Annotated in this window: 19 protein-coding genes; 11 read left to right on the top strand and 8 right to left on the bottom strand. The window is 64.6% G+C overall.

Features of this window, described 5'->3' with window-relative positions; genetic code table 11:
* Position 1 precedes the first annotated feature (1 nt).
* Complete coding sequence (locus CBY09_RS15920; protein WP_094290568.1) at positions 2–1,057, bottom strand: methionine ABC transporter ATP-binding protein; 1,056 nt, start codon at positions 1,055–1,057, stop codon at positions 2–4.
* Positions 1,058–1,352: 295 nt separating this feature from the next.
* Here CBY09_RS15920 and CBY09_RS15915 point away from each other — a divergent pair, with 295 nt between their 5' ends.
* The 4 genes from CBY09_RS15915 to arsB all read left to right on the top strand — a co-directional run bounded on the left by CBY09_RS15915 (position 1,353) and on the right by arsB (position 4,036).
* Entirely contained in the window at positions 1,353–1,679 is a 327-nt protein-coding gene (locus CBY09_RS15915) for an ArsR/SmtB family transcription factor (protein WP_055397556.1), read from the top strand.
* A gap of 51 nt (positions 1,680–1,730) precedes the next feature.
* Entirely contained in the window at positions 1,731–2,246 is a 516-nt protein-coding gene (locus tag CBY09_RS15910) for an ArsI/CadI family heavy metal resistance metalloenzyme (protein ID WP_094290567.1), read from the top strand.
* A 13-nt stretch (positions 2,247–2,259) separates the two neighbouring features.
* Positions 2,260–2,772 (top strand): arsenate reductase ArsC, encoded by a 513-nt coding sequence (locus tag CBY09_RS15905; RefSeq protein WP_094290566.1) that lies wholly within the window; start codon positions 2,260–2,262, stop codon positions 2,770–2,772.
* 241 nt (positions 2,773–3,013) lie between these two features.
* Positions 3,014–4,036 carry an ACR3 family arsenite efflux transporter gene (gene arsB / locus CBY09_RS15900; RefSeq protein ID WP_063463003.1) on the top strand — a complete coding sequence of 341 codons (1,023 nt, stop codon included), beginning with the start codon at positions 3,014–3,016 and terminating at the stop codon, positions 4,034–4,036.
* 21 nt (positions 4,037–4,057) lie between these two features.
* Here arsB and CBY09_RS15895 read toward each other — a convergent pair whose 3' ends face one another.
* Positions 4,058–5,254 (bottom strand): MFS transporter, encoded by a 1,197-nt coding sequence (locus tag CBY09_RS15895; RefSeq protein WP_240515750.1) that lies wholly within the window; start codon positions 5,252–5,254, stop codon positions 4,058–4,060.
* Positions 5,255–5,497: 243 nt separating this feature from the next.
* Here CBY09_RS15895 and CBY09_RS15890 point away from each other — a divergent pair, with 243 nt between their 5' ends.
* Complete coding sequence (locus CBY09_RS15890; RefSeq protein WP_094290564.1) at positions 5,498–6,094, top strand: putative pterin-binding protein; 597 nt, start codon at positions 5,498–5,500, stop codon at positions 6,092–6,094.
* Between the two features lie 110 nt (positions 6,095–6,204).
* On the opposite strand, the gene CBY09_RS15885 is transcribed toward CBY09_RS15890, so the two are convergent.
* On the bottom strand, positions 6,205–7,416 hold the full coding sequence (locus CBY09_RS15885; RefSeq protein ID WP_094290563.1) for an MFS transporter: 1,212 nt from the start codon (positions 7,414–7,416) through the stop codon (positions 6,205–6,207).
* A 97-nt stretch (positions 7,417–7,513) separates the two neighbouring features.
* On the opposite strand from CBY09_RS15885, the gene CBY09_RS15880 reads away from it, so the two are divergent.
* Entirely contained in the window at positions 7,514–8,458 is a 945-nt protein-coding gene (locus tag CBY09_RS15880; protein WP_094290562.1) for a LysR family transcriptional regulator, read from the top strand.
* Positions 8,459–8,658: 200 nt separating this feature from the next.
* The gene (locus CBY09_RS15875; RefSeq protein ID WP_094290561.1) at positions 8,659–9,741 is read left to right on the top strand and encodes an IS110 family RNA-guided transposase; all 1,083 of its coding nucleotides are present in this window, start codon (positions 8,659–8,661) and stop codon (positions 9,739–9,741) included.
* 314 nt (positions 9,742–10,055) lie between these two features.
* Here CBY09_RS15875 and CBY09_RS15870 read toward each other — a convergent pair whose 3' ends face one another.
* The 4 genes from CBY09_RS15870 to CBY09_RS15855 form a co-directional block, all read right to left on the bottom strand.
* A complete protein-coding gene (locus CBY09_RS15870) occupies positions 10,056–10,871 on the bottom strand; it encodes a TIR domain-containing protein (RefSeq protein ID WP_094290560.1) in 816 nt (271 codons plus the stop codon).
* A 483-nt stretch (positions 10,872–11,354) separates the two neighbouring features.
* A complete protein-coding gene (yjjJ, locus tag CBY09_RS15865; protein WP_094290559.1) occupies positions 11,355–12,713 on the bottom strand; it encodes a type II toxin-antitoxin system HipA family toxin YjjJ in 1,359 nt (452 codons plus the stop codon).
* A gap of 307 nt (positions 12,714–13,020) precedes the next feature.
* Positions 13,021–13,962 carry an aldose 1-epimerase gene (locus CBY09_RS15860; protein WP_094290558.1) on the bottom strand — a complete coding sequence of 314 codons (942 nt, stop codon included), beginning with the start codon at positions 13,960–13,962 and terminating at the stop codon, positions 13,021–13,023.
* Between the two features lie 190 nt (positions 13,963–14,152).
* Positions 14,153–15,103 (bottom strand): SMP-30/gluconolactonase/LRE family protein, encoded by a 951-nt coding sequence (locus tag CBY09_RS15855; protein ID WP_094290729.1) that lies wholly within the window; start codon positions 15,101–15,103, stop codon positions 14,153–14,155.
* A gap of 120 nt (positions 15,104–15,223) precedes the next feature.
* Here CBY09_RS15855 and CBY09_RS15850 point away from each other — a divergent pair, with 120 nt between their 5' ends.
* Positions 15,224–16,045 carry an SDR family NAD(P)-dependent oxidoreductase gene (locus CBY09_RS15850; RefSeq protein WP_094290557.1) on the top strand — a complete coding sequence of 274 codons (822 nt, stop codon included), beginning with the start codon at positions 15,224–15,226 and terminating at the stop codon, positions 16,043–16,045.
* An 886-nt stretch (positions 16,046–16,931) separates the two neighbouring features.
* Here the strand turns inward: CBY09_RS15850 and CBY09_RS15845 are convergent.
* A complete protein-coding gene (locus CBY09_RS15845) occupies positions 16,932–17,894 on the bottom strand; it encodes a LysR substrate-binding domain-containing protein (protein WP_094290556.1) in 963 nt (320 codons plus the stop codon).
* Between the two features lie 143 nt (positions 17,895–18,037).
* On the opposite strand from CBY09_RS15845, the gene CBY09_RS15840 reads away from it, so the two are divergent.
* From CBY09_RS15840 to chvE, 3 genes are all read left to right on the top strand, one after another.
* Positions 18,038–19,489, top strand: coding sequence for an aldehyde dehydrogenase family protein (locus CBY09_RS15840; RefSeq protein ID WP_094290555.1), 1,452 nt, complete (start codon positions 18,038–18,040; stop codon positions 19,487–19,489).
* 84 nt (positions 19,490–19,573) lie between these two features.
* Complete coding sequence (locus CBY09_RS15835; RefSeq protein WP_094290728.1) at positions 19,574–20,539, top strand: ABC transporter substrate-binding protein; 966 nt, start codon at positions 19,574–19,576, stop codon at positions 20,537–20,539.
* 152 nt (positions 20,540–20,691) lie between these two features.
* On the top strand, positions 20,692–21,762 hold the full coding sequence (gene chvE, locus CBY09_RS15830; protein WP_094290554.1) for a multiple monosaccharide ABC transporter substrate-binding protein: 1,071 nt from the start codon (positions 20,692–20,694) through the stop codon (positions 21,760–21,762).
* Positions 21,763–21,803: the final 41 nt, after the last annotated feature.

The raw sequence follows: 21,803 nt of genomic DNA, 5'->3' as shown, positions 1-21,803 counted from the left end.
CTCAGATCTCGATCGTCACTTCTTGCACCGCCACGCCGCCCGCGCGCAGGTGCTCCACCGCGCCGCGCAGCTGCAGGGGTTCGCCGCTGGCGTACACGGCCAGCGAGCCGAAGGTCTCGTCCTGGATCTCGTCCACCTGGCCGTGCAGGATGCTCATGTCCACGCCAAACTCGCGGATCAGCTGCGACAGGATGGGCTGGTAGGCGCTGTCGCCCGAGTACGACAGCCGCAGCAGCCGCCCCGCGTGGCCGGGCGCCGTGGTGGCCAGCTGGCGGGTGAGCTTGCGCACATGGTCAAGCACGCTCACGGGCAGCTCTTGCGGCAGGATCTCGTCGATCAGGCTCTTGGTGATGGCCTGCTGCGGGCGCGTGAACACGTCCAGCACACGACCCTGCTCCACGATGCGGCCCGCCTCGATCACGGCCACGCGGTCGGCCACCTGCTTGATGACCTGCATCTGGTGGGTGATGAGCACCACCGTGAGGCCCAGCTCGCGGTTGACCTGGCGCAGCAGGTCGAGGATGGAGCGGGTCGTCTCCGGGTCCAGCGCCGAGGTGGCTTCGTCGGAGAGCAACACCTTGGGGCGGCTGGCCAGTGCGCGCGCAATGCCCACGCGCTGCTTTTGCCCGCCACTAATCTGCGCGGGGTAGCGGTCGGCCAGATGGGCCAGGCCCACCAGTTCGAGCAGCGGGGTCACGCGCTCGCGGATCGCGGCCTTGTCCATGCCCGCCAGTTCCAGCGGCAATGCGGCGTTGTCGAACACGGTGCGCGACGACAGCAGGTTGAAGTGCTGGAAGACCATGCCGATTTCGCGCCGGGCCTCGCGCAGTTGCGCGTCATTCAGCTGGGTCAGGTCACGGCCGCCCACGATGACCTGGCCCGTGGTGGGCCGGTTGAGCAGGTTGATGACGCGCACCAGCGAGCTTTTGCCCGCGCCGCTCTTGCCGATGATGCCGAACACTTCGCCCGGCTGGATGGTGAGGTCGATGCCACGCAGGGCCTCGACGGGGCCTTGTGGGCCCTGGTAGGTTTGGGTGATACCCCGTAAATCGATCATGGAAAGCAGTGCGCGGCAGCGGCATCACGGTGAGTGGCCGCTGCCGCGCGGGTCTGGAAAAAGATGGGCGACTGTATCGGCGAATCGTAAGTTCACAAACGATTAAAAAATCGGGTGATTAGATCACCGAGTTATGAAGACCGTGGTACACAGACTTCAGTAACTATGAAATTCATAGCTACCATGGCAATACCATAGGGCGCAGACTGCCATTTTTCCTTGAATTTTCCTGACGACTCCGAAAAATTCTCCAGGCCACACTTCTACATTTCAACTTTTGTTGTATTATCGAATCATGCAAGAAACCGACGTCATCCGATCCCTCGCCGCCCTCGCCCAGGAAGTGCGCCTGCGGGTGTTCCGCGCCCTGGTGGTGGCGGGCCAGGAAGGGCTCACGCCCGGCGGGCTGTCTGAGCAGCTGGGCATTGCGCCCAACACGCTGTCGTTCCACCTCAAGGAGCTGACCCACGCGGGCCTGGTGAGCCAGGAGCGCCAGGGCCGCAACCTGATCTACCGAGCCTCGTTTGCCACCATGAACGACCTGCTGGCCTACCTGACCGAGAACTGCTGCCAGGGCGCTGCCTGCCTGACCGACGAGGCCACCGCCGCCTGCCAGTGCTGATCGCCCCCCAACAACTTCCACCCCACGACCCACAGCCGAAAGGAAACCACCATGAAGCGATTCCACGTCCACATGCATGTCGATGACCTTGCCAAGAGCATCGCGTTCTATTCCAGGCTGTTCGCGGCCGAGCCTGCACGTGTCGAGACCGACTACGCCAAATGGATGCTCGAAGACCCGCGCGTGAACTTCGCCATCTCCACCCGGGGCGACAAGCCCGGCGTGGACCACCTGGGCTTTCAGGTGGATGAGGCCGACGAACTGGCCGAGCTGAAGGCCCGCGCCCAGGGCGCCGACATGGCCCTGCTGGACGAAGGCGCCACCACCTGCTGCTACGCCCGCAGCGACAAGCACTGGATCACCGACCCGCAGGGCGTGGCCTGGGAACACTTCCACACGCTCGGCAACATCCCCGTGTTCAACGAAGCCGCTGCGCAGCAGCCAGCCAAGACCACGCAGCAGCCAGCCCAAGCCGCGTGCTGCCCCACGGGCGCGCCATCGGCCCCCGCACCTGGCCAGGCCGCCTGCTGCGGCCCCACCGCCAACAACCCCAACAAGTGCTGCTGAGCCTGGAGTCACGATGAACGCCACCCCACAACGTCCTCCGTTGAACGTGCTCTTTTTGTGCACCCACAACTCCGCCCGCAGCATCCTGGCAGAGGCTCTGCTCAACGCCATGGGCCAGGGCCGCTTCAAGGCTTACTCGGCGGGCAGCAGCCCGCGCGACAACCAGCAGCCCCACCCGCTGGGCCTGCAGGCGCTGGCCCACGCAGGCATCCCCACCGAGGGGCTGCGCAGCAAAAGCTGGGACGAATTCGCCGCCCCCGGCGCGCCGCACATGGACCTGATCATCACCGTGTGCGACAACGCAGCGGGCGAGGTCTGCCCCTTCTGGCCCGGCCATCCGGCCACGGCGCACTGGGGTTATGCCGACCCGTCAGCGGGCGATGGCTCGGACGCCGACAAGGCTGAGGCCTTCCGCAAGACCCTGCACGCCATCAAGCAGCGCCTGGAGCTGCTGGTGAACCTGCCCGACGACAAGCTCGCCGCCACCGCGCTGCAAGCCACTGCCCGCAACCTGCCCGAGCAATGATGAAACACCCCCTGAGTCGCTTCGCGCCTTCACCCCTCTCTCGCTGCGCGGGAGGGGGACGCACCCGGTGGCCTGGCAAAGCCAGTTCCACGGGTGCACTGGTTTGGGCCGCGCCAGTTTCATGCATCGCGGGTGGCGCGCAGCGCAATGGATCACTGAAGGGATCACTGAAATGACCCTGCCACCAAGCCATTCGCAACGCGCTGCTGCCAGCGCGTTGCCCCCCTCCCCCGCCGCTGGCATGGCGGTGTTCGAGCGCTACCTCACCGTCTGGGTGCTGCTGTGCATCGTGGTGGGCATTGCGCTGGGCCAGTGGCTGCCCGGCGCGGCCCGCGCCGTGGGTGCGCTGGAGGTGGCGCGCGTCAACCTGCCGGTGGGCCTGCTCATCTGGGTGATGATCATCCCCATGCTGCTGAAGGTGGACTTTGGTGCGCTGGCCGAGGTGCGCCAGCATGTGCGCGGCATTGGGGTGACGCTGTTCGTCAACTGGCTGGTCAAGCCGTTTTCGATGGCGCTGCTGGGCTGGCTGTTCATCCGCCACTGGTTTGCGCCGTACCTGCCTGCCGACCAGATCGACAGCTACATCGCCGGGCTCATTTTGCTGGCCGCCGCGCCCTGCACGGCCATGGTGTTTGTGTGGAGCCGCCTCACCGGGGGCGACCCGCTGTTCACGCTGTCGCAGGTGGCGCTGAACGACAGCATCATGATCGTGGCGTTTGCGCCGCTGGTGGCCTTTTTGCTCGGCCTGTCGGCCATCACCGTGCCGTGGGACACGCTGCTCACCTCGGTGGTGCTGTACATCCTGATCCCCGTGGTGATCGCCCAATGGCTGCGCAAGCGACTGCTGCGCAAGGGCCAGGCCGCCTTCGACGCCGCCGTGGCGCGCACCGGCCCCTGGTCCATCGCCGCGCTGCTGGCCACGCTGGTGCTGCTGTTCGCCTTTCAGGGCGAAGCCATCCTGCAGCAGCCGCTGGTCATCGCCCTGCTGGCCGTGCCCATCCTGATCCAGGTGCTGTTCAACTCCGCCCTGGCCTATGGCCTGAACCGCGCCGTGGGCGAAAAGCACAACATTGCCTGCCCCTCGGCACTGATTGGCGCATCCAACTTCTTCGAACTGGCCGTGGCCACGGCGATCAGCCTGTTTGGCTTTCACTCCGGCGCGGCGCTGGCCACGGTGGTGGGCGTGCTGATCGAGGTGCCCGTGATGCTGCTGGTGGTAGCCGTGGTCAACCGCAGCAAGGGCTGGTACGAGGCGCGGGGCTGACGGGTGCACCGGCGGGGCCGGTCAGGCCCCCGCCACGGCCCCACGCGCCTGCACCCGGCGCGAGATCAGTAGCCCCAGCACAAACACCCCCACCGCCGCCGCCGTGAACACTGGCGGCAGCCATCCCCGGTCCACACTGAAGGCCACCAGCAGCACGCCCGTGGACTGCCCGAGGAACAGCAGGCACGCAAACAGCGTCACCGCCGTGCCCCGCGCCTCGGGCGCCATCTGGGTGGCCTGCACCTGCAGCGTGTTGTGCAGCATGTAAAAGCCGACGCCCGCCAAGAAGCAGCCCAGCATGGCCCAACCCACCGCAGGCGCCCACGCCAGCGACAGCAGGCCGATGGCAATGAAGCTGGCGCCTAGCACGGCCAGCCCCCGCTCGCCCAGCGCCGCCAGCCAACGCCGCGCAAACACGCTGTAGATCAGCCCGCCCACGCCATACAGCACCATCACGCCGCCCGCCGCAGAGGCCGACAGGCCAAACCCATCGACCATGCGCGCGGGCACAAAGGCCAGCGTGCCAAACGCCAGCGCGCCTTCAATCGCCACCACCGTCAGCACCCAGCGCACACGCGGAATGCGCAGCAGCGCCGCCGTGCCCGCCAGGTAGTTGGCCAGCGAAAACGCCGGTGCACCCGGCACCACCACCGTGCGCAACGCCCCAATGGCACGCGCGTGCCTCAGCAGCAGCGTGGCCGCCGTAAAGAACAGCACGGCCAGCACACCCAGCGCCGCACGCCAGCCCAGCGTTTCGGTGGCAAAGCCGCCAAACCACTGGCCCGCCATCATCCCGGTCACCGTGGCCACCATCAGCCGCGCCAGGGTCTCTTGCCGCTGCTCGTAGGCCACCTCATCGCCAATCCACGCCATCGACAGCGGAATGATCCCGGCCGCCGCCGCCCCCATGGCAGCCCGCGCCACCACCAGCACCGAAAAGCTGGGTGCCAGCGCCGTCATGGCGCTGAACACCGCACAGGCCGCCGTGGCGCCAATGATCACGCGCACCTTGCCCACCCGGTCGCCCAGCGGGCCATACACCAGCTGCAGCACGCCATAGGCCACGGCAAACGCGGCAATCACGGCCGATGCATCGCCCGTGGTGATCTTGTACTCAAGGGACAGTGCCACCAGCATCGGGTCGCACACGCGCATGGACGCCATGCTGCAAAAGGCCGCCAGGCTGATCAGCCGCAGCATCGTCGAAGAAGAAGTCATGGGCGCCGATTGTGGTGCGCCACGCGCCTGCGCGCTGGCAGGGTGCGCCATGCACCCTGGGGGTTGAAGGCCACAGGGCACGCATGCCACACGACACATATGGCATGTGCTGCACACGCACACAGGTACTGACACTTTTTTGGGTGGCAAGCGCCAGTCCTGCGCTTACCATGCGCCCCGGATCGATGCGCCCCATCCATCGATCAATCAACCAGGCAAACAACACACGAGGAGAAACCGAGCATGAACAAAAGAAACTTTGTGGCTGCCAGCGTCGGCCTGGCAGGCCTGTGGACCGCCACCACCAGCAGCCACGCCGCCCCACCCGCCAAAGCATCCACCAGCCCCGCCCTGCTCACCATCAGCGGCGCCATCACCCAGCCCAACCGGGGCGCGCTCGATGCCACCATCGACCAGATGATGGGCAAACACGGTATCCAGTTCGACAAAGCCCACGCGCTCGACGCCGCCGCCCTGCAGCGCATGCCCGCCATCACCATCAAGCCCACGCTGGAATACGACAGCAAGCCCCACACGCTCAAAGGCCCTCTGCTCACCACCGTGCTCGCCGCAGCGGGTGTGGCCGCTGGCAGCCCCGTGCAGCTGGTGCTGCGCGCGGTGGATGGCTACAACGTCACCATCAGCATGGCCGACGTGCAGGCCTACCGCATGATCGTCGCCACCCACATCGACGGCCAGCCCATGGCCCTGGGCGGCCTGGGCCCGCAGTGGGCGGTGTACGACGCGGACGTGCTGCCCGCCTTCAAGGACAAGCCGGTGAAGGAACGCTTTGGCCTGTGCCCCTGGGGGCTGTACCACATTGAAGTGAAGAAGGCCTGAGGCCACCGGCAAGGTGGCCCAGCAGAAAAAAAGAGCGGCTCCCGGACCGCTCTTTTTTTGATAGCTGCTAACGCTTACCCATCAGGCAGCAGAGCCTTTTTTTATTCAAATCATCCTGCCAGCCGTGCCACCCGCACCCCCAGGGCCGCCAGTGACGACACCGTGGCCAGCGCCACCACCCCCAGCCAGCCCCACTGCGCCAGCACCAAGGCACCCAGCGCCGCCCCGGCCGACATGCCGATGAACATGCCGGTGAACAGCAGCGCATTGAGCCGGCTGCGCGCCGCAGGGTCGATGCCGTACACGATGGTCTGGTGCGCCACCAGCGTGGCCTGCACGCCAAAGTCAAAGCCGATGGCACTGACCACAATCAAGCCCAGCTGGGCCTGCGCAGGCAGCAGCGGTGCCAGCGCCATCACCGCAAACGACACGGCGGCCAGCCCGGCGCCGTAGCGCGTCACCACCTCGGGCCCGCGCTTGTCGGCCAGGCGCCCGGCCAGCGGTGCAGCCAGTGCACCCGCCGCCCCGGCCAGGCCAAACGCACCTGCCGCCGCAGTGCCCAGGCTGAACTGGTTGTGCAGCATCACCGCCAGCGTGGACCAGAACGCGCTGAAGCCCACGGCCAGCAGCCCCTGCGCCCATGCCGCGCGGCGCAGCGCTGCGTGCTGGCGCCACAGCGCCACCATCGAGCCGATCAGCGCGCCGTAGCCCATCTGCGTGGTGGGCGCAAAGCGCGGCAGCCCGCGCCACACGGCCACCGTCAGCAGCGCAATGGCCACCGCCGCCGCCACATACACCGTGCGCCAGCCCCACTGCTGCGCCACAAAGCCGCTGACCACGCGCGACAGCAAAATGCCCAGCAACAGCCCCGTCATCACCGTGCCCACCATGCGCCCGCGCTGCGCGGCCGGGGCCAGCGTGGCGGCAGCGGGCACCACGTCTTGCGCCACCGTGGCCGCCAGGCCCACGGCCAGGCTGGCTGCCAGCAGCGCGCCCATGCCGGGCGCCAGGCCGCTCAGCAGCAGCGCCAGCATCAGCGCGATGGACTTGATGACGATGATGCGGCGCCGGTCAAACCGGTCGCCCAGCGGCGCCAGCAGCAAGATGCCCAGCGCATACCCCAGCTGCGTGAGCGTGGGCACCAGCCCCACCACGCGGCTGTCGGCCTGCATGTCGGGCCCCAGCACGCCCAGCATGGGCTGGCTGTAGTACAGCGACGCCACACTCAGCCCCGCCGTGGTGGCCAGCAGCAACAGCAGCGGCGCACTCACCGGGGCAGCGTTTGCCGCGCCGCTTGCATGCACATTTTGAATGGAAGACATCACAACACCATCGGTTGAAAAGGAATGGTGCGATTGTTCTAGTCCACCGCCGCGCTGGGTAGTAGGCTGAACTGCAGATTCGTTATACGCTTTGCGTATGACAAACACCCTCCCGGCCCTGCAACCAGGCGCTGACCGCATCGAGCTGATGCAGACCTTTGTCCGCATCGTCGAGGCCGGCAGCCTGTCTGCCGCCGCCCAGCAACTGGGTACCAGCCAGCCCACCGTGAGCCGCCGCCTGCAGGCGCTGGAGCGCAGCCTGGGCATCAAGCTGCTGCAGCGGTCCACCCATGTGATGAAGTTGACCGAAGACGGCGACCGCTGCTTTGCCCACGCCAAGGCCCTGCTGGAAGACTGGCGCGCCATGGAGGACGACCTGCGCGGCACGGCCGACACCCCGCGCGGCACCCTGCGTGTGCTGGCGCCACACGCCTTTGGGCAAGACCAGTTCATCGCCCCGCTGATGGCCTACCTGCGCCGCTACCCCGAGGTGGATGTGGAATGGATGCTGCACGACCGCCGCCCCAACTTCATCGCCGAAGGCATCGACTGCTCCATCCAAGTCGGCGCGGTGGACGACCCCAGCGTGGTCGCAGTGCGTCTGGCCGAAGTGCCCCGCATCGTGCTGGCCGCCCCCGCCCTGATGGCCGGGCGCCCCACGCCCCAGCACGCGCGAGACCTGCAGCCCCTGCCCTGGCTGGCCCTGAGCACCTTCTACCGCCGCGAGGTCACACTGACCGAACAGCCCGGCGGCGAAGCCCACACGTTTGGCATCACCCCCCGTTTGGCCACCGACAGCCTGTACGCCCTGCGCAGCGCCGCCCTGGCCGGGCTGGGCGCCTGCATTTCATCGGCATGGATTGTGGACAACGACGTGCGACAGGGGAATTTGCTGCACCTGGTCCCCAACTGGCATGCGGCGCCTCTGCCGGTGTACCTGGTGTACCCGTATGCGCGGTTTTATCCGGCAAGGTTGCGGTTGTTTTTGGAGGCGATGCGGGGGGCGATGCCGGGGTTGGTGGGGATGCGGGCGGTGGGGTGATGTAGGGAGCTGAAGCAGGGACCGGCCACTAGCCGTCGGTGGTGGCAGGTGAAAGCGGACGCTCAACGTCAGAATTAATCCGAACCGCGAAGCGGCTTCGGCTTGAATGATGGGATGGACTCCCCCGTTTGTTTGCGCAAGATTGGCGCACTGGTCTTCATTGGCGTGGGGATCAGGTCTTCAAACGAAAGGAGTCCGACATGCATGCTACTACCGTGGCCGTCGACTTGGCCAAATCCGTTTTCCAGATCGCCGTTGCCGATGACCAATGGCGCATCATCGAAACCCAGCGCCTGATCCGCTCGCAGTTCGAGCGCTGGTTCGTCAACCGCTCGGTCGGCCTGGTCGTCATGGAAGCCTGCGGCTCGGCCCACCACTGGGCGCGCTGGCTCAACTCGTTGGGCATCGAGGTTCGTTTGTTGCCCGCCCAGTACGTGCGCGCCTACGTGCGGCGCAACAAGACAGACGCCAGTGATGCGGCTGCCTTGCTTGAAGCAGCCCGTGCCTGCGATATTCGCCCCGTGCGGGTGAAGTCTGTAGAACAGCAGGCCCTGCAAGGGCTGCACCGCATCCGCTCCCTGTGGATGGGCACCCGCACCTCGCGCATCAATGCCCTGCGGGGGTTCTGTCGGGAGTTCGGCATCGCTGTTCCTGTAGGTGCGCGCACGGGCATCGAAGTCATCGGCCGCGTGTTGGCCGACCCACAGTCGGCTGTGCCTGAGCTGATCCGCCACACGGCTTCGCAATTGCTCGAAGAGATCCGTCTGCTGGAAGCGCGCATCGCCCAGGTGGAGAGACAACTGAGCCAGGCTGCCAGGCAAAGCCCGGCCTGCACGCTGCTGCTGTCGATACCCGGCATTGGACTGCTCAGCGCCACAGCCTTGGTGGCAGCCACCTCGGGCGATGTGACGCACTTCCAAGACGCACGCCACTTCTCCAGCTGGTTCGGTCTAACGCCCCGCGAGTACAGCTCGGGCGGCAGCCGCTACCTGGGGCGCATCTCCAAGAAAGGCGACCGCTACCTGCGCATGCTGCTCACGCACGGCGCGCGTAGTGTGCTGCGAGCGGCCAAGGTGGCGCAAGGGGCGGGCAAGGAGATACAGGGTGTGCGCCAATGGGCGCTGGAGGTGCAGGGGCGAAGCAACCACAACAAGGCGACCTGCGCGCTGGCCAACAAGCTCGCGCGCCTCTGTTATGCGACGCTGCGCGATCACAAGCCGTTTGATGAGGCTGCCCGACTGATCCGGAAAGAAAACCGCCAGAGCTTTGCGATGCCAGACTGACAAGCCAGCAGAGAACGCACACCACGCCAAAGCCAGTATTGATTCACCACTTGCGACGAGATGATCGACCATCATGGCCAATCGGGTTCCTCCCACACCGCGCTACGCCGATAACTCTTCCGGCTCTCCCGCAGCCGCTTGTAGCGCGTGGCGACGCGGTGACGCAGATTCCATGTCGGCACGGGACATTCACGATCCCACAACAGATGCCGGATATACGACTGCAGGTGCTTTACCCACTGGTCCCCAATCGATCAGGCTCTTGTTGTTGTGGGGGAGTCCATATACGACCAGTTAGGCCACGGATTGAGTTACTACATCAATTTATTGAAGTCGATTACATAGCCGGCTTGCTTCATTTCTTTTGCAACGTCAATCTGCCAGTTTGTGTCTGCGACATAAACTATCCCGCTTACGTCGCTTGGCATTTCTAAGTCACCTACCACCAGCGGAACAACTTTGTCTCGGCCAAGTTTTGCAATTAGATAGCCGTGCTCGAATATGACATTCTGCCTTGCTCGATTCTTTTGAACGCTGGGCGGCTCCGTTTTGTTGACTCCACCCACATCGTCTGGGGTGTACAAGATGATCGCAAAACCAACATCTGTATAAAACTCAATTTTCTCTATGATAGTTTTTCCGCCGCTGGCCTGTTCATGCAAAATTATTGCTTCATAGCCAAGTTTTTCAATGAAGCGAGCAACTTTTGTTTTTGTTAGCTCATCATGGCCGTGAACAATGAAAACTTTGTTCTTGTCGTTTTGGATGGCTGACCTTTCCTTCTTTTCTTCCTTTTGGGCTGCCTTGTGCTCGAAATCGTACTCATCATTCATCACGTCGGTGACTAGTGAGTCGATAAAGGATACGCAGATTTCGCCATCTTCTCGCCAAAAGCGTTGGACATCAGATTCGCTTCCGCCGACAGTGAAAATCATGTGGGTTAGTTTGGCATTGAGTCTAGATGTTTCGCGCGGAAAGTGTGCGTCTAAGAACTTTGAAAACTTGCTTCGCCATGCTGCGAAGCGCTCATTTCCATAAGTGGAACCTCTTGATTGATAAGCTTCTACAACCTCGCCAAGAAGGCGTTGTTTGTAGCTCTCCAGTCCATTGATTAATTCGCTTTTTTCCATACGAGAAATAGATTTATTGATATTTATTAAGACGAGTGACTGTACGCCATTTGGGAGTGGTCTAACGTAATTAGACCGAAAAACCTGCTAGATAAAGTGGATCATGCGGGATATTCTGGATACTGATTTCTCCCGGAGTCCGCTTGAAGCAAGGCTTTGCAAGCGATGATCTGTTCAAACGTTCAGGTATAAAAATTCCGTGAAACCCGGCACGCGTTGAGTCAATAAACTATAGCTTGCCGTAAGCAGACACCAGGATTTCAAGCAGTCGCTGCAGCAAGTCAATGGCAGCTCCGGGCGGCACTTCTGAACGGCTGCTTTGGGCGCATAGCGGTCAATCCTCGCGCATACGGTTCAAAACTCAAAGAAAAAAAGCGCAGTCGTGTTTGCTCTATTTTTCATAGCTACTAACGCATACAGATAAATCGCTACCGGCATATTTCGCACCAAGGCGACCTCTGCCGCATAGCCGGGGGTAACCCTCTAAACCACAAGCCGCCCGACACGCTCCGCAGCCACCGTCACATGGCGCACAAACTCGGCCCTGCAAGCATCGAACCTCGCGCTGAATCCTTCCTCGCCCTCCAACCGGCGCACAAACACCTGCGCCATCGCAAGTGCCTCTTTCCAAACCCCTGCGCTGACCTGCTCCCCCACCGTCAGTTCCAACGCCCGATCCGGCAAGCCTCCCCCCGCCGTGGGTGCAAACGCCATAGGCGTCATGTCATACGCAGGCGCCAGTTCGTACGGCCTTTGCCCCTCTGACAAGCACGACAGATTGCCGCTGTGCATGTCGGTGTTGCCGATCAGCGTGCCAAACGCCCACAGCAGGCAGGCGGTGTCAAAGGCCTGGGGGGTGATGACGCCCTCCTTTAACAACGCCCTGGCGATCACCGGCCAGTTGCCGCCGCTGCCGAAAAACTCGGCATCCAGCGCGGCGAAGGAATGCAGTGCCCTTCGCCCGCGCGCACCCAGCCTGTCAAACCGCTGCACCTCCAGAAAGCGTTGGGTGCCGTGCATCCAGGTCATGGACTGCGCGGCAGCCACCCCGTGGTCCCGCAGCACCTGCAGGGCGATGTGTTCGGCCAGCAGCAGGTCGCGCCAGCGGGCGCTGACGGGGGTGTCGAGTTCTGCGGAGAACTTGACCATTACGTGCGCGGCAGTGCCATCGGCTTGCTCTGCGTAGGCGGTGAACTTGGGCTGCTCTCCAGCGGCTGACGAGCCCGCCACTTCGCCGCGCGCGGCCAGGTCGGCCAGCTGGGCGTAGGTGTGCAGCTTTTGCGCGGCTGCAATGGGCACGGGGTCGGGCGCGTTGACGAATTGGTCGCGCGCGGTGGGGCCGATGAGCAGGTTGCCGGGCATGTCGTCGCCCTGGTCCAGGATGGCGCGCAGCGCGTGGGTGTCGCTCCATTCGCCCAGCCGCTCGGGCAGGCCCAGGCGCTGGCCGTGCCGCTGGCAGTACGCCCGCCCCAGGTAGCCCTGCGGGCGCATGTCATAAATCCACCACGGCAGGCCGTCGCTGTGTTGCCGGGCCCCGCCCGCCTCGACCATCACAAAGCCCTGCGGGCACACCGGGACCAGGGTGCCCAGGGTTTCGAGCGCGCCCTGGGGGGTGACGCGGTACACGGTGGCCTCCAGGTCGGCTCGCAGGGGATCGCGGAGCGTGTATTGAATAGATCTTGCGGCGCCAAAAGGCACCACCTCATCACCCAGCGCGCTAAGGGCCCGCGAGACGGTGGGCTGGCTGACCTGCAGCGCCTGGGCCAGCGCCTGCGCCTTGGCTGGGCCAGGGCGCAGCAGGGGGCGGATGGCGTTGGCGTAGGTCTGGGCGGCGGAAGGCATGCCTTAAGGATACCCCGGTTGGATGGAAAATTGAATAGATAAAAGAATAGATTAATCAAACTGAATCAGAGCCCGATGGTTGCGCTTTTTAGTTATTCACTGACAAACAACTACCCAATGCAACAACCGCGCTGCGCGTGGCGCGCCTATCTGGTGCGGCGCAGCCCCTGGGGGCCTCCGTTCGCGCGCGGCTCAAAGCATGCCGAGGCGCGCCACCAGCACTTCTACCTGGCGCTGAAGTGGAAGCCATGGGAGTCGTGGCATGGGATTGGTCGAGGTCAACACCCACCACAGCGAGCAGACCCCATCAATGGCTTTGCGGGTGGTGTGCGTAGCGCCACTGCACATTCATCACCATCGTCTCGCCCTGCCCCAGCGTGCGCAGGCCGGGCTGCCCCGGCTGGTGAAAGGCGTCGATGGGCTGGGTGATGGGCTCGAAGCAGAACGCGGGGCCCTGCGGTGGGCGGTAGACCAGGCAGTAGTGGTGGGCCGTGCCGCCGTCTTTTTCAAAGTCTGGCATGTGGGCCGTGAGGCGCAGGCCGCGCTCGGGCCAGTCGATGTGCGCCGTGCCGCCCCAGCCGGTGTAGGCGTTGTCGATGAGGCCACCGTGTGCGGGCGCGCCGGTGTTCAAATCCCAGCCGGGCGGGAAGTGCAGCGTGTGCTCTGTGGGCAGAGGGTCATCGCCACACAGCCACACGCCCTGCACCGGCGCCGTGATGCGTGTGCCGGGCGTGCGCGGAAACCAGGGGTGCAGGCCCAGGCCATAGGGCAGCGGCTGCGCGCCCAGGTGCCGCACCTGCACCGACTGGTCCAGGCCGCCGTCCACCAGGCGGAAGGTCTGCACACACTCGTACTCGTAGGGGTTGCCGTCAAAGCGCTCGGAGCGCAACTGCATCTGCAGCGTGTCGGGCGCGGGCTGGGTAAGTTGCCAGGGCTGCAGCCAGCCATCGCCGTGAATAGGGTACGGCTCGCCCACGCGGTTGGGGCGCATGGGGTGGAACTGGCCCGCGTGCTCAAACCCGCCGCCGCTGATGCGGTTGGACCAGGGCACCATGGCGAAGGACGCGAGCTGGTACAGGTCGGGCGTGGCGCCATCCCACGGGCGCCACAGGTCGATGCGTACGCCAGCCTTTTGCGGGTCGTCGATCTGCCAGGCCGCCACGCTGCCGCCCAGTGTGGGCACCAGGCCCAGGTGCTGCCCCGCGTGGTGCAGCCAGACGATGGGGTGGGAGGATGTGGCCTCGGTCATGGGCGGTGTGCTTTCTTTGGGGTGTTGACAGGGATTGCGGGTTGCCAGATTGCTCGGGGCTGCGTACTTCAGTGCTGAGAGCGGATAACAAAACCCAGCGAAGCGGCTCTGGCTAGGCGCCGCGTCGCAGGCAGTACGCGTAGTACGACAAGACGCGGCAACGACGCCAGAAGGTTTTTGCGAGCCGCTCTCAGCCGCCAAATGGATGGGCGGGCAGGCCCAGGCTGTCGGTGTCCACCGCAAACAGCGCCCCGGCCAGTGGCTCGGCCGCCAGCTGCTCGGGCGTGAGGCCTACCCTCGCGGAGCTGATAAACAGCGTGCGCAGGTCTGCGCCGCCAAACGCGCAGGTGGTGACCTGGCTGACCGGCAGGCGCACGCGGCCCAGCTCGGCGGCGGTGACCGGATCGTGACAGGTCACGCACCAGCCGCTCCAGTGCGCAATCCACACGCGGCCCTGCGCGTCGGTGGTCATGCCATCGGGCAGGCCGTCTTCGGGCAGCCAATGCTTCCACAGCGTTTTGTTTGACACGGTGCCTGCGGCCAGATTGCTGTCGTAGCGGTAGGTGTTGCCTTCGATGGTGGCGTTGAAAAACATGGCCGCACCCTGCCCCGTGCCAGACCAGGTGGGGCCGTTGGTCACGGCAAAGCCGTCGTCGTGGCGGGTGCAACTGCCGTCGGGGTCATAGCGGTAGAGCGCGCCCGTGGGCGCCTCGCACGCAAAGTCCATGGAGCCCGCCCAGAAGCGCCCCTGTGCATCGCACTTGCCGTCGTTGAAGCGGTTGCCCGCGCGGTCGGGCTCGGGCTGGTGCAGGTAGCGCGGGGCCATGTCGGTGGCCGGGTCAAACAGCGCAAACCCCCGACGCAGCGTGACGATGAAGCCAGGAGCGTGCGCGCGTTCGGCGATGGCGGAGATCTCTTCGTCAAACGTCCAGCGCTGGTGGCCGCCGGTGGCCGGGTCCCAGCGGTGCAGCTCGCACCCCAGGATGTCCACCCAGTACACGGCCTGCTCTCGCACCGACCAGAGCACGCCTTCGCCCAGCGCGTTGCCCAGTGCGATCACACAGCGCACGGCGCCGGTGATGGGCGCGGAACGGGCAGCGCCCTCGGGCGGAGAGAAGGGGGTATCCAGCAAGGGGCGCATGCGTGTCTCCGGTCTTTTTTTGTATCGGCCTGCCGCCAGGCACTTGACGAACGGCATCTTATCAACGCCAATTGATGCTTGAAATGAAATTTTTTTCAATTTATTGATTGCAATATTTATATGTCAAAGGTTTTTACCCCCTCCTCTTCCTCGACCGATGCCACTGGCGCCCCCCAGGGCCTGGCGAAGTTCCCCAGCCTGCAAGGCCGTGCCGTGTTTGTGACGGGTGGCGGCAGCGGCATTGGCGCGGCCATCGTGGCGGCGTTTGCCGAACAAGGTGCCCGCGTGGCCTTTGTGGACGTGGCGCGCAATGCCAGCGAAGCCCTGGCCCAGCACATTGCCGACGCGGGCCTGCCCCGCCCCTGGTGGCGTGTGTGTGATGTGCGCGACGTGCACGCCCTGCAGGCCTGCGTGGCCGAAGCGGCAGCCGAGCTGGGCAGCGACTTTGCAGTGCTGGTGAACAACGTGGCCAGCGATGACCGGCACACGCTCGAATCCGTAACGCCCGAGTACTACGACGAGCGCATGGCCATCAACGAGCGCCCCGCCTTCTTCGCCATCCAGGCCGTGGTGCCTGGCATGCGCAGGCTGGGCGCGGGCTCGGTGATCAACCTGGGCTCCACGGGCTGGCAGGGCAAGGGCACGGGCTACCCCTGCTATGCCATTGCCAAGTCGTCGGTGAACGGCCTCACGCGCGGGCTGGCCAAGACGCTGGGGCAGGACCGGATCCGCATCAACACGGTGTCGCCGGGGTGGGTGATGACGGAGCGGCAGATCAAGCTGTGGCTGGACGCCGAGGGCGAGAAGGAGCTGGCGCGCAACCAGTGTTTGCCGGACAAGCTGCGGCCGCATGACATTGCGCGGATGGTGTTGTTTTTGGCGTCGGATGATGCGGCGATGTGTACGGCGCAGGAGTTCAAGGTGGATGCGGGATGGGTTTGAAGTTTTGAGGTTCTTTTGGGCTCTGGCGCTTATCCATTAAGCGCTGGTAGCTATTGTTTTTGCAGTCCTGATCAGCCTCGACCGTTCGGGCTGAGCTTGTCGAAGCCGGGGCAGGCACGCTCGCTGATCTCTGCGGTGTGCCTGGTTTGAGGGCGGAGGCCGGGAGTCGCCCGGCAGGCGAGTAACTTTCTTTCGCGTCGCCGAAAGAAAGTCACCAAAGAAAGGGCGACCCTACACGCTGCGTCCCTCCGCTTCGCTCGGACAACCGCAGCGAGTCAGAGCACGAAGCACGGGCGCTAGGGCGCCCGTGCCGCCCCACGCCCTGCGCTCCTCGGCGCATCGTGAAGGGGACCCAACGGACATCCACACGGGCCATTGCTTCGCTCGGCCCCATCTCGCGGGCGCAAGCGCCACGCGCTGCGCAGGTGGGGCCGAGCGCAGCAATGGCCCGTGCGGCTGTTCGGCTGTCCACCCCCTGCTGGCTGCGCCTGCGGCGGGGCGGTTGTGGGGTGGCATGGGCGTCGGAGCGCCCATGCTTCGTGATCTGACTCGCCGCAGTTGTCCGAGCGGAGCGCCGCACGCGCGCAGCGAGTTCTGCGGCGCACCCCGCAACCGCACCGACGCAGGTTTGCCCCGTAGCGAAGCGCAGGGGTCGCAGACTGGGGGTCGCCTTTCTTTTGGGTACTTTTCTTTGGCGAAGCAAAGAACAAGTACCTCGGCCGCCGGGCCGAGACCCGGCCTCCGCCCTCAACACAAGCATGCTTTTCAAACCAGCACGCCCCAGCTTCGACAAGCTCAGACCGAACGGACAGGAGGCCTAAAACTACAAAAAAATAGCTACCAGCGCTTATCCAACAAGCGTTAGCAGCCAATTTCATCCAAAAAATCAATCCCCCACCTCCAACCTACGCCCGTACTGCACCAGACTCGTCTGCTTCAACGCCTTCATCATCACCTTCGCCGCCGGCGACAACAGCCTGTCCGACCGCGTGATGATCCCGAACGCATCCATATGGCACGGCATCGCCAGCGGCAACACCGTCACGATCCCATGCGCCGCGTAATAGCGCGCCACATCCTCCGCCACCACCGCAATCATGTCGCTCTGCTGCAGCATGCGCGTGATGAACAGCAGGGCCGATGTCTCCACCGTGTGCAGCGGCGGCGCCAGCCCGTCCTGCTGGAACATCAGGTCAAACCGGTGCCGCAGCACGCTGCCCGCGGGCGGCACGATCCAGTTGGCCGACACCACGTCGCGCAGCGTCAGCCCGGTCATGCTCGACAGCGGATGGCCCGGGCGCGTCATGGCGCAGACCAGCTCCTCCGTCAGCGACTCGTAGCGCAGGTTCTCCTTGTCGTGCTCCTCGTACAGGCGGCCCACCACGATGTCGAGCTTGCCCTGCTCCAGCCGCTCCAGCAGCACGGGGCTGGTTTCGATATCGAGCGAAATGCGCAGGCTGGGGTGCTCCTGCTTGACCAGCGCCACGGCGGCGGGCAGCAGGCTCAGGCCGGGTGAGGTGATGGCACCGATGCCCACCTGGCCATAGTGCCCGCGCTTGAGCGCACCGATCTCGTCGTGCGCCTGGTTCAGGTTGGCCAGGGCCATGCGGGCGTGGCGGATCATCGTTTCGCCGTACCAGGTGGGGCGCATGCCACGCGGCAGGCGGTCAAACAGCGACACCTCCAGCACGTCCTCCAGATCCTTGAGCAGCTTGGAGGCGGCCGGCTGGGTCATGCTGAGCACCTGGGCGGCGCGGTGGATGTTGCCCTCTTCGGCCAGGGCCACCAGCAGCAGAAGCTGGCGCGTCTTGAGGCGGGCGCGGATGAACCAGTGGTTGTAGGTGCTCATGGATGGAGGGAAGGAAGGGAGGACGGAAAAGGGATGGGTTTTCCAGAATGCAAAGAACGATATGTATTTTGTCTAAAAAACGATTGGATTGATATCGAAACCTTACCTAGACTTCGCCGCAACTGCAACAAAGGCCTCTCTCCATGAAGCTCGGCGACCTCCAGCTCAGCCCCCGGCACCTGATCAACGGCCGGTGGGAAATCGGCACCACCACCGGCATCAGCACCAACCCGTCGGACACCCGCGAGGTGGTAGCCGAATATGCCCGCGCCGACCGCAACCAGACCGAGCTGGCCGTGCGCGCTGCGGCCGACGCCCTGCCCACCTGGAGCCAGAGCACACCCCAACGCCGCGCCGACGTGCTGGACATGATCGGCAGCGAGCTGCTGGCACGCAAGGACGAGCTGGGCGCGCTGCTGGCGCGTGAAGAGGGCAAGACCCTGCCCGAGGGCGTGGCCGAGGTGGCGCGCAGCGGGCAGATCTTCAAGTTTTTTGCGGGCGAGGCGCTACGCATTCAGGGCGAGCTGCTGGCCTCCGTGCGCCAGGGCGTGCAGGTGGATGTGACCCGTGAGCCCGTGGGCGTGGTGGGCATCATCGCGCCGTGGAACTTCCCGTTCGCCATCCCGGCCTGGAAGATCGCCCCGGCCCTGGCCTACGGCAACACCGTGGTGTTCAAGCCTGCCGAACTGGTGCCCGCCTGTGGCTGGGCGCTGGCCGAAATCATCAGCCGCAGTGGCCTGCCCGCCGGTGCCTTCAACCTCGTCATGGGCAGCGGCCGCGAGGTGGGCCAGACGCTGGTGGACCACCCGCTGGTCAACGCGCTGAGCTTCACCGGCTCCGTTTCCACCGGCGACCGCATCCTGCGCGCGGCCTCAGCACGGCGCGCCAAGGTGCAGCTGGAGATGGGCGGCAAGAACCCGCTCATCGTGCTGGCCGACGCCGACCTGGACCAGGCGGTGGACTGCGCGCTGCAGGGCTCGTACTTCTCTACCGGCCAGCGCTGCACCGCATCGAGCCGCCTCATCGTCGAGGCCGAGGTGCACGACGCCTTTGTGGCCCGTCTGCGCAACCGGTTGGCCAGCCTGAAGGTGGGCCACGCGCTGGAGCGCGGCACCGAGATGGGTCCGGTGGTGGACGACAGCCAGCTGGCGCAGAACCTGGGCTACATCGACATTGCGCGCAATGAGGGGGCGGAGCATGTCTGGGGTGGCGAGCGCCTGGAGCGCCCCACCCCAGGCCATTACATGAGCCCCGCCCTCTTTCTGGCCCGCCCCGAACACCGCGTGGCGCGCGAGGAAATCTTTGGCCCCGTGGCCTGCGTGCTGCGGGCCGACGACTACGACCACGCGCTGGCCTTGGCCAACGACACGCCCTTTGGCCTGTGCGCGGGCATCTGCACCACATCGCTCAAGCGCGCCATGCATTTCAAGCGCCACGCCTCCGTGGGCATGACCATGGTGAACCTGCCCACGGCGGGTGTGGACTTCCATGTGCCCTTTGGCGGCCGCAAGGAGTCGAGCTACGGCGCCCGCGAACAAGGTCGCTACGCGGCCGAGTTCTACACCACCGTCAAGACAGGCTACATGCTGGCCTGAGTTCTCAAGAGCCCTTTTCGTTCGTTCCCCTTTTTCCATCCCGCAACCGTCGTCAACCAACCAATACAGACAGGAGACAAGATGATGAAAATGAACCGCCGCACCGTAGCTGCTGCGTTGACCGCCGTGCCCGTGGCCGCATTGCTGCCCGGCGCCGCCTGGGCGCAAAAGCCCATCGTACTGGGCTTCAGCCAGGTAGGGGCCGAGAGCGAATGGCGCACCGCCAACACCGAGTCCATCAAGTCCGCCGCCAAGGAGGCGGGCATTGAACTGAAGTTCTCGGACGCGCAGCAAAAGCAGGAGAACCAGATCAAGGCCATCCGCTCGTTCATCGCGCAGAAGGTGGACGTGATTGCATTCTCGCCCGTGGTGGAGTCCGGCTGGGAGCCCGTGCTGCGTGAGGCCAAGGCCGCCAAGATCCCCGTGGTGCTGACCGACCGCGCAGTGAACACCAAGGACACCTCGCTGTATGTGACCTTCATGGGCTCGGACTTTGTGGAAGAAGGCCGCAAGGCCGGCCGCTGGCTGGTAGAGAAGATGAAGGACCAGAAGGGCGAGGTCAACATCGTCGAGCTGCAAGGCACTGTGGGCTCCGCCCCTGCCATCGACCGCAAGAAGGGCTTTGAAGAAGTCATCAAGGCCGACGCCAAGTTCAAGATCATCCGCAGCCAGACCGGCGACTTCACCCGTGCCAAGGGCAAGGAAGTGATGGAAGCCTTCCTGAAGGCCGAGGGCAAGAAGATCAATGTGCTGTACGCGCACAACGACGACATGGCGATTGGCGCCATCCAGGCCATCGAAGAGGCCGGCATGAAGCCCGCCAAGGACATCGTGATCATCTCCATCGACGCGGTGAAGGGCGCCTTCGAAGCCATGATCGCCGGCAAGCTCAATGTGAGCGTGGAATGCAGCCCCCTGCTGGGCCCGCAGCTGATGAGCGCCGTGAAGGACATCAAGGCAGGCAAGGCCGTGCCCAAGCGCATCGTGACGGAAGAAGGCATCTTCCCGATGGAAGTGGCGGCAAAGGAATTCCCGAACCGCAAGTACTAAGACCGGTCAGCACTCACAACGCTCCCACCCGTTCACGCTGAGCCTGTCGAAGCGCCGCGCAAGGCGCAGGCAGGCTCAACCCGAACGGTTTTAAAGCCACCCGCCCGCTGCGATGGCGTAGGTATTCAAAACAAAACAGGAGACAAAACCAAATGAAGCGTGCAATTTTCAAGACCGTGTTGGCCAGCGTGACACTGGCTGCCATCGGAGCCACGTCCGTGGCTTCGGCCCAGGACAAGGGCACCATCGGCATCTCGATGCCCACCAAGTCCTCGGCCCGCTGGATTGCCGATGGCGACAACATGGTCAAGGTGCTCAAGGACCGGGGCTACAAGACCGACCTGCAGTACGCCGAAGACGACATCCCCAACCAGCTCGCGCAAATCGAGAACATGATCACCAAGGGCGCCAAGGTGCTGGTGATCGCGTCGATTGACGGCACCACGCTGTCCAAGGCGCTGCAAAACGCGGCCGACAAGGGCGTGAAGGTCATTGCGTACGACCGTCTCATCAAGGGCTCGAAGAACGTGGACTACTACGCCACGTTCGACAACTTCCAGGTGGGTGTGCTGCAGGCCACCTCCATCGTGGACAAGCTGGGCCTCAAGCAAGGCAAGGGCCCGTTCAACATCGAACTGTTCGGCGGCTCACCCGACGACAACAACGCCTTTTTCTTCTACGACGGCGCCATGAGCGTGCTGCAACCGTATATCGACAGCGGCAAGCTGGTGGTACGCAGCAAGCAGACAGGCATGAACAAGGTGGGCACGCTGCGCTGGGACGGCTCGGTGGCCCAGGCGCGCATGGACAACCTGCTGTCGGCCTACTACGGCAAGGACAAGGTGCATGCGGTGCTCTCGCCCTATGACGGCATCTCGATCGGCATCCTGTCCTCCCTCAAGGGCGTGGGCTACTGCACCGCCCAGCAGCCCTGCCCTGTGGTCAGCGGCCAAGACGCTGAGGTGCCTTCCATCAAGTCCATCCTCAAGGGCGAGCAGTCTTCCACCGTGTTCAAGGACACCCGCGAGCTGGCCAAGGTGGCCGCCAACATGGTGGACGCCGTACTGACAGGCAAGCAGCCCGAGATCAACGACACCAAGACCTACAACAACGGCGTGAAGGTGGTGCCCTCGTACCTGCTCAAGCCGGTGGCAGTGGATTCCTCCAACTGGAACGCGGTGCTGGTGGGCAGCGGGTACTACAAGGAATCGCAAATCAAGTAAGCGCGAGCGGCTTCTGCATGTAGACCCGCCGCCTGCAAATG

Origin of the sequence: Acidovorax kalamii (genome assembly GCF_002245625.1) — a bacterium.
GTDB lineage: Bacteria > Pseudomonadota > Gammaproteobacteria > Burkholderiales > Burkholderiaceae_C > Acidovorax > Acidovorax kalamii.
The sequence above is the reverse complement of the archived record's forward strand: the minus strand, read 5'-3'. Positions and strand labels throughout refer to the sequence as shown.

Excerpts from the sequence above, each read along its gene's own strand:
- CBY09_RS15920 (WP_094290568.1), bottom strand. The coding sequence starts at position 1,057 with ATGATCGATTTACGGGGTATCACCCAAACCTACCAGGGCCCACAAGGC.
- CBY09_RS15915 (WP_055397556.1), top strand. The coding sequence starts at position 1,353 with ATGCAAGAAACCGACGTCATCCGATCCCTCGCCGCCCTCGCCCAGGAA.
- CBY09_RS15910 (WP_094290567.1), top strand. The coding sequence starts at position 1,731 with ATGAAGCGATTCCACGTCCACATGCATGTCGATGACCTTGCCAAGAGC.
- CBY09_RS15905 (WP_094290566.1), top strand. The coding sequence starts at position 2,260 with ATGAACGCCACCCCACAACGTCCTCCGTTGAACGTGCTCTTTTTGTGC.
- arsB (WP_063463003.1), top strand. The coding sequence starts at position 3,014 with ATGGCGGTGTTCGAGCGCTACCTCACCGTCTGGGTGCTGCTGTGCATC.
- CBY09_RS15895 (WP_240515750.1), bottom strand. The coding sequence starts at position 5,254 with ATGACTTCTTCTTCGACGATGCTGCGGCTGATCAGCCTGGCGGCCTTT.
- CBY09_RS15890 (WP_094290564.1), top strand. The coding sequence starts at position 5,498 with ATGAACAAAAGAAACTTTGTGGCTGCCAGCGTCGGCCTGGCAGGCCTG.
- CBY09_RS15885 (WP_094290563.1), bottom strand. The coding sequence starts at position 7,416 with ATGTCTTCCATTCAAAATGTGCATGCAAGCGGCGCGGCAAACGCTGCC.
- CBY09_RS15880 (WP_094290562.1), top strand. The coding sequence starts at position 7,514 with ATGACAAACACCCTCCCGGCCCTGCAACCAGGCGCTGACCGCATCGAG.
- CBY09_RS15875 (WP_094290561.1), top strand. The coding sequence starts at position 8,659 with ATGCATGCTACTACCGTGGCCGTCGACTTGGCCAAATCCGTTTTCCAG.
- CBY09_RS15870 (WP_094290560.1), bottom strand. The coding sequence starts at position 10,871 with ATGGAAAAAAGCGAATTAATCAATGGACTGGAGAGCTACAAACAACGC.
- yjjJ (WP_094290559.1), bottom strand. The coding sequence starts at position 12,713 with ATGCCTTCCGCCGCCCAGACCTACGCCAACGCCATCCGCCCCCTGCTG.
- CBY09_RS15860 (WP_094290558.1), bottom strand. The coding sequence starts at position 13,962 with ATGACCGAGGCCACATCCTCCCACCCCATCGTCTGGCTGCACCACGCG.
- CBY09_RS15855 (WP_094290729.1), bottom strand. The coding sequence starts at position 15,103 with ATGCGCCCCTTGCTGGATACCCCCTTCTCTCCGCCCGAGGGCGCTGCC.
- CBY09_RS15850 (WP_094290557.1), top strand. The coding sequence starts at position 15,224 with ATGTCAAAGGTTTTTACCCCCTCCTCTTCCTCGACCGATGCCACTGGC.
- CBY09_RS15845 (WP_094290556.1), bottom strand. The coding sequence starts at position 17,894 with ATGAGCACCTACAACCACTGGTTCATCCGCGCCCGCCTCAAGACGCGC.
- CBY09_RS15840 (WP_094290555.1), top strand. The coding sequence starts at position 18,038 with ATGAAGCTCGGCGACCTCCAGCTCAGCCCCCGGCACCTGATCAACGGC.
- CBY09_RS15835 (WP_094290728.1), top strand. The coding sequence starts at position 19,574 with ATGAAAATGAACCGCCGCACCGTAGCTGCTGCGTTGACCGCCGTGCCC.
- chvE (WP_094290554.1), top strand. The coding sequence starts at position 20,692 with ATGAAGCGTGCAATTTTCAAGACCGTGTTGGCCAGCGTGACACTGGCT.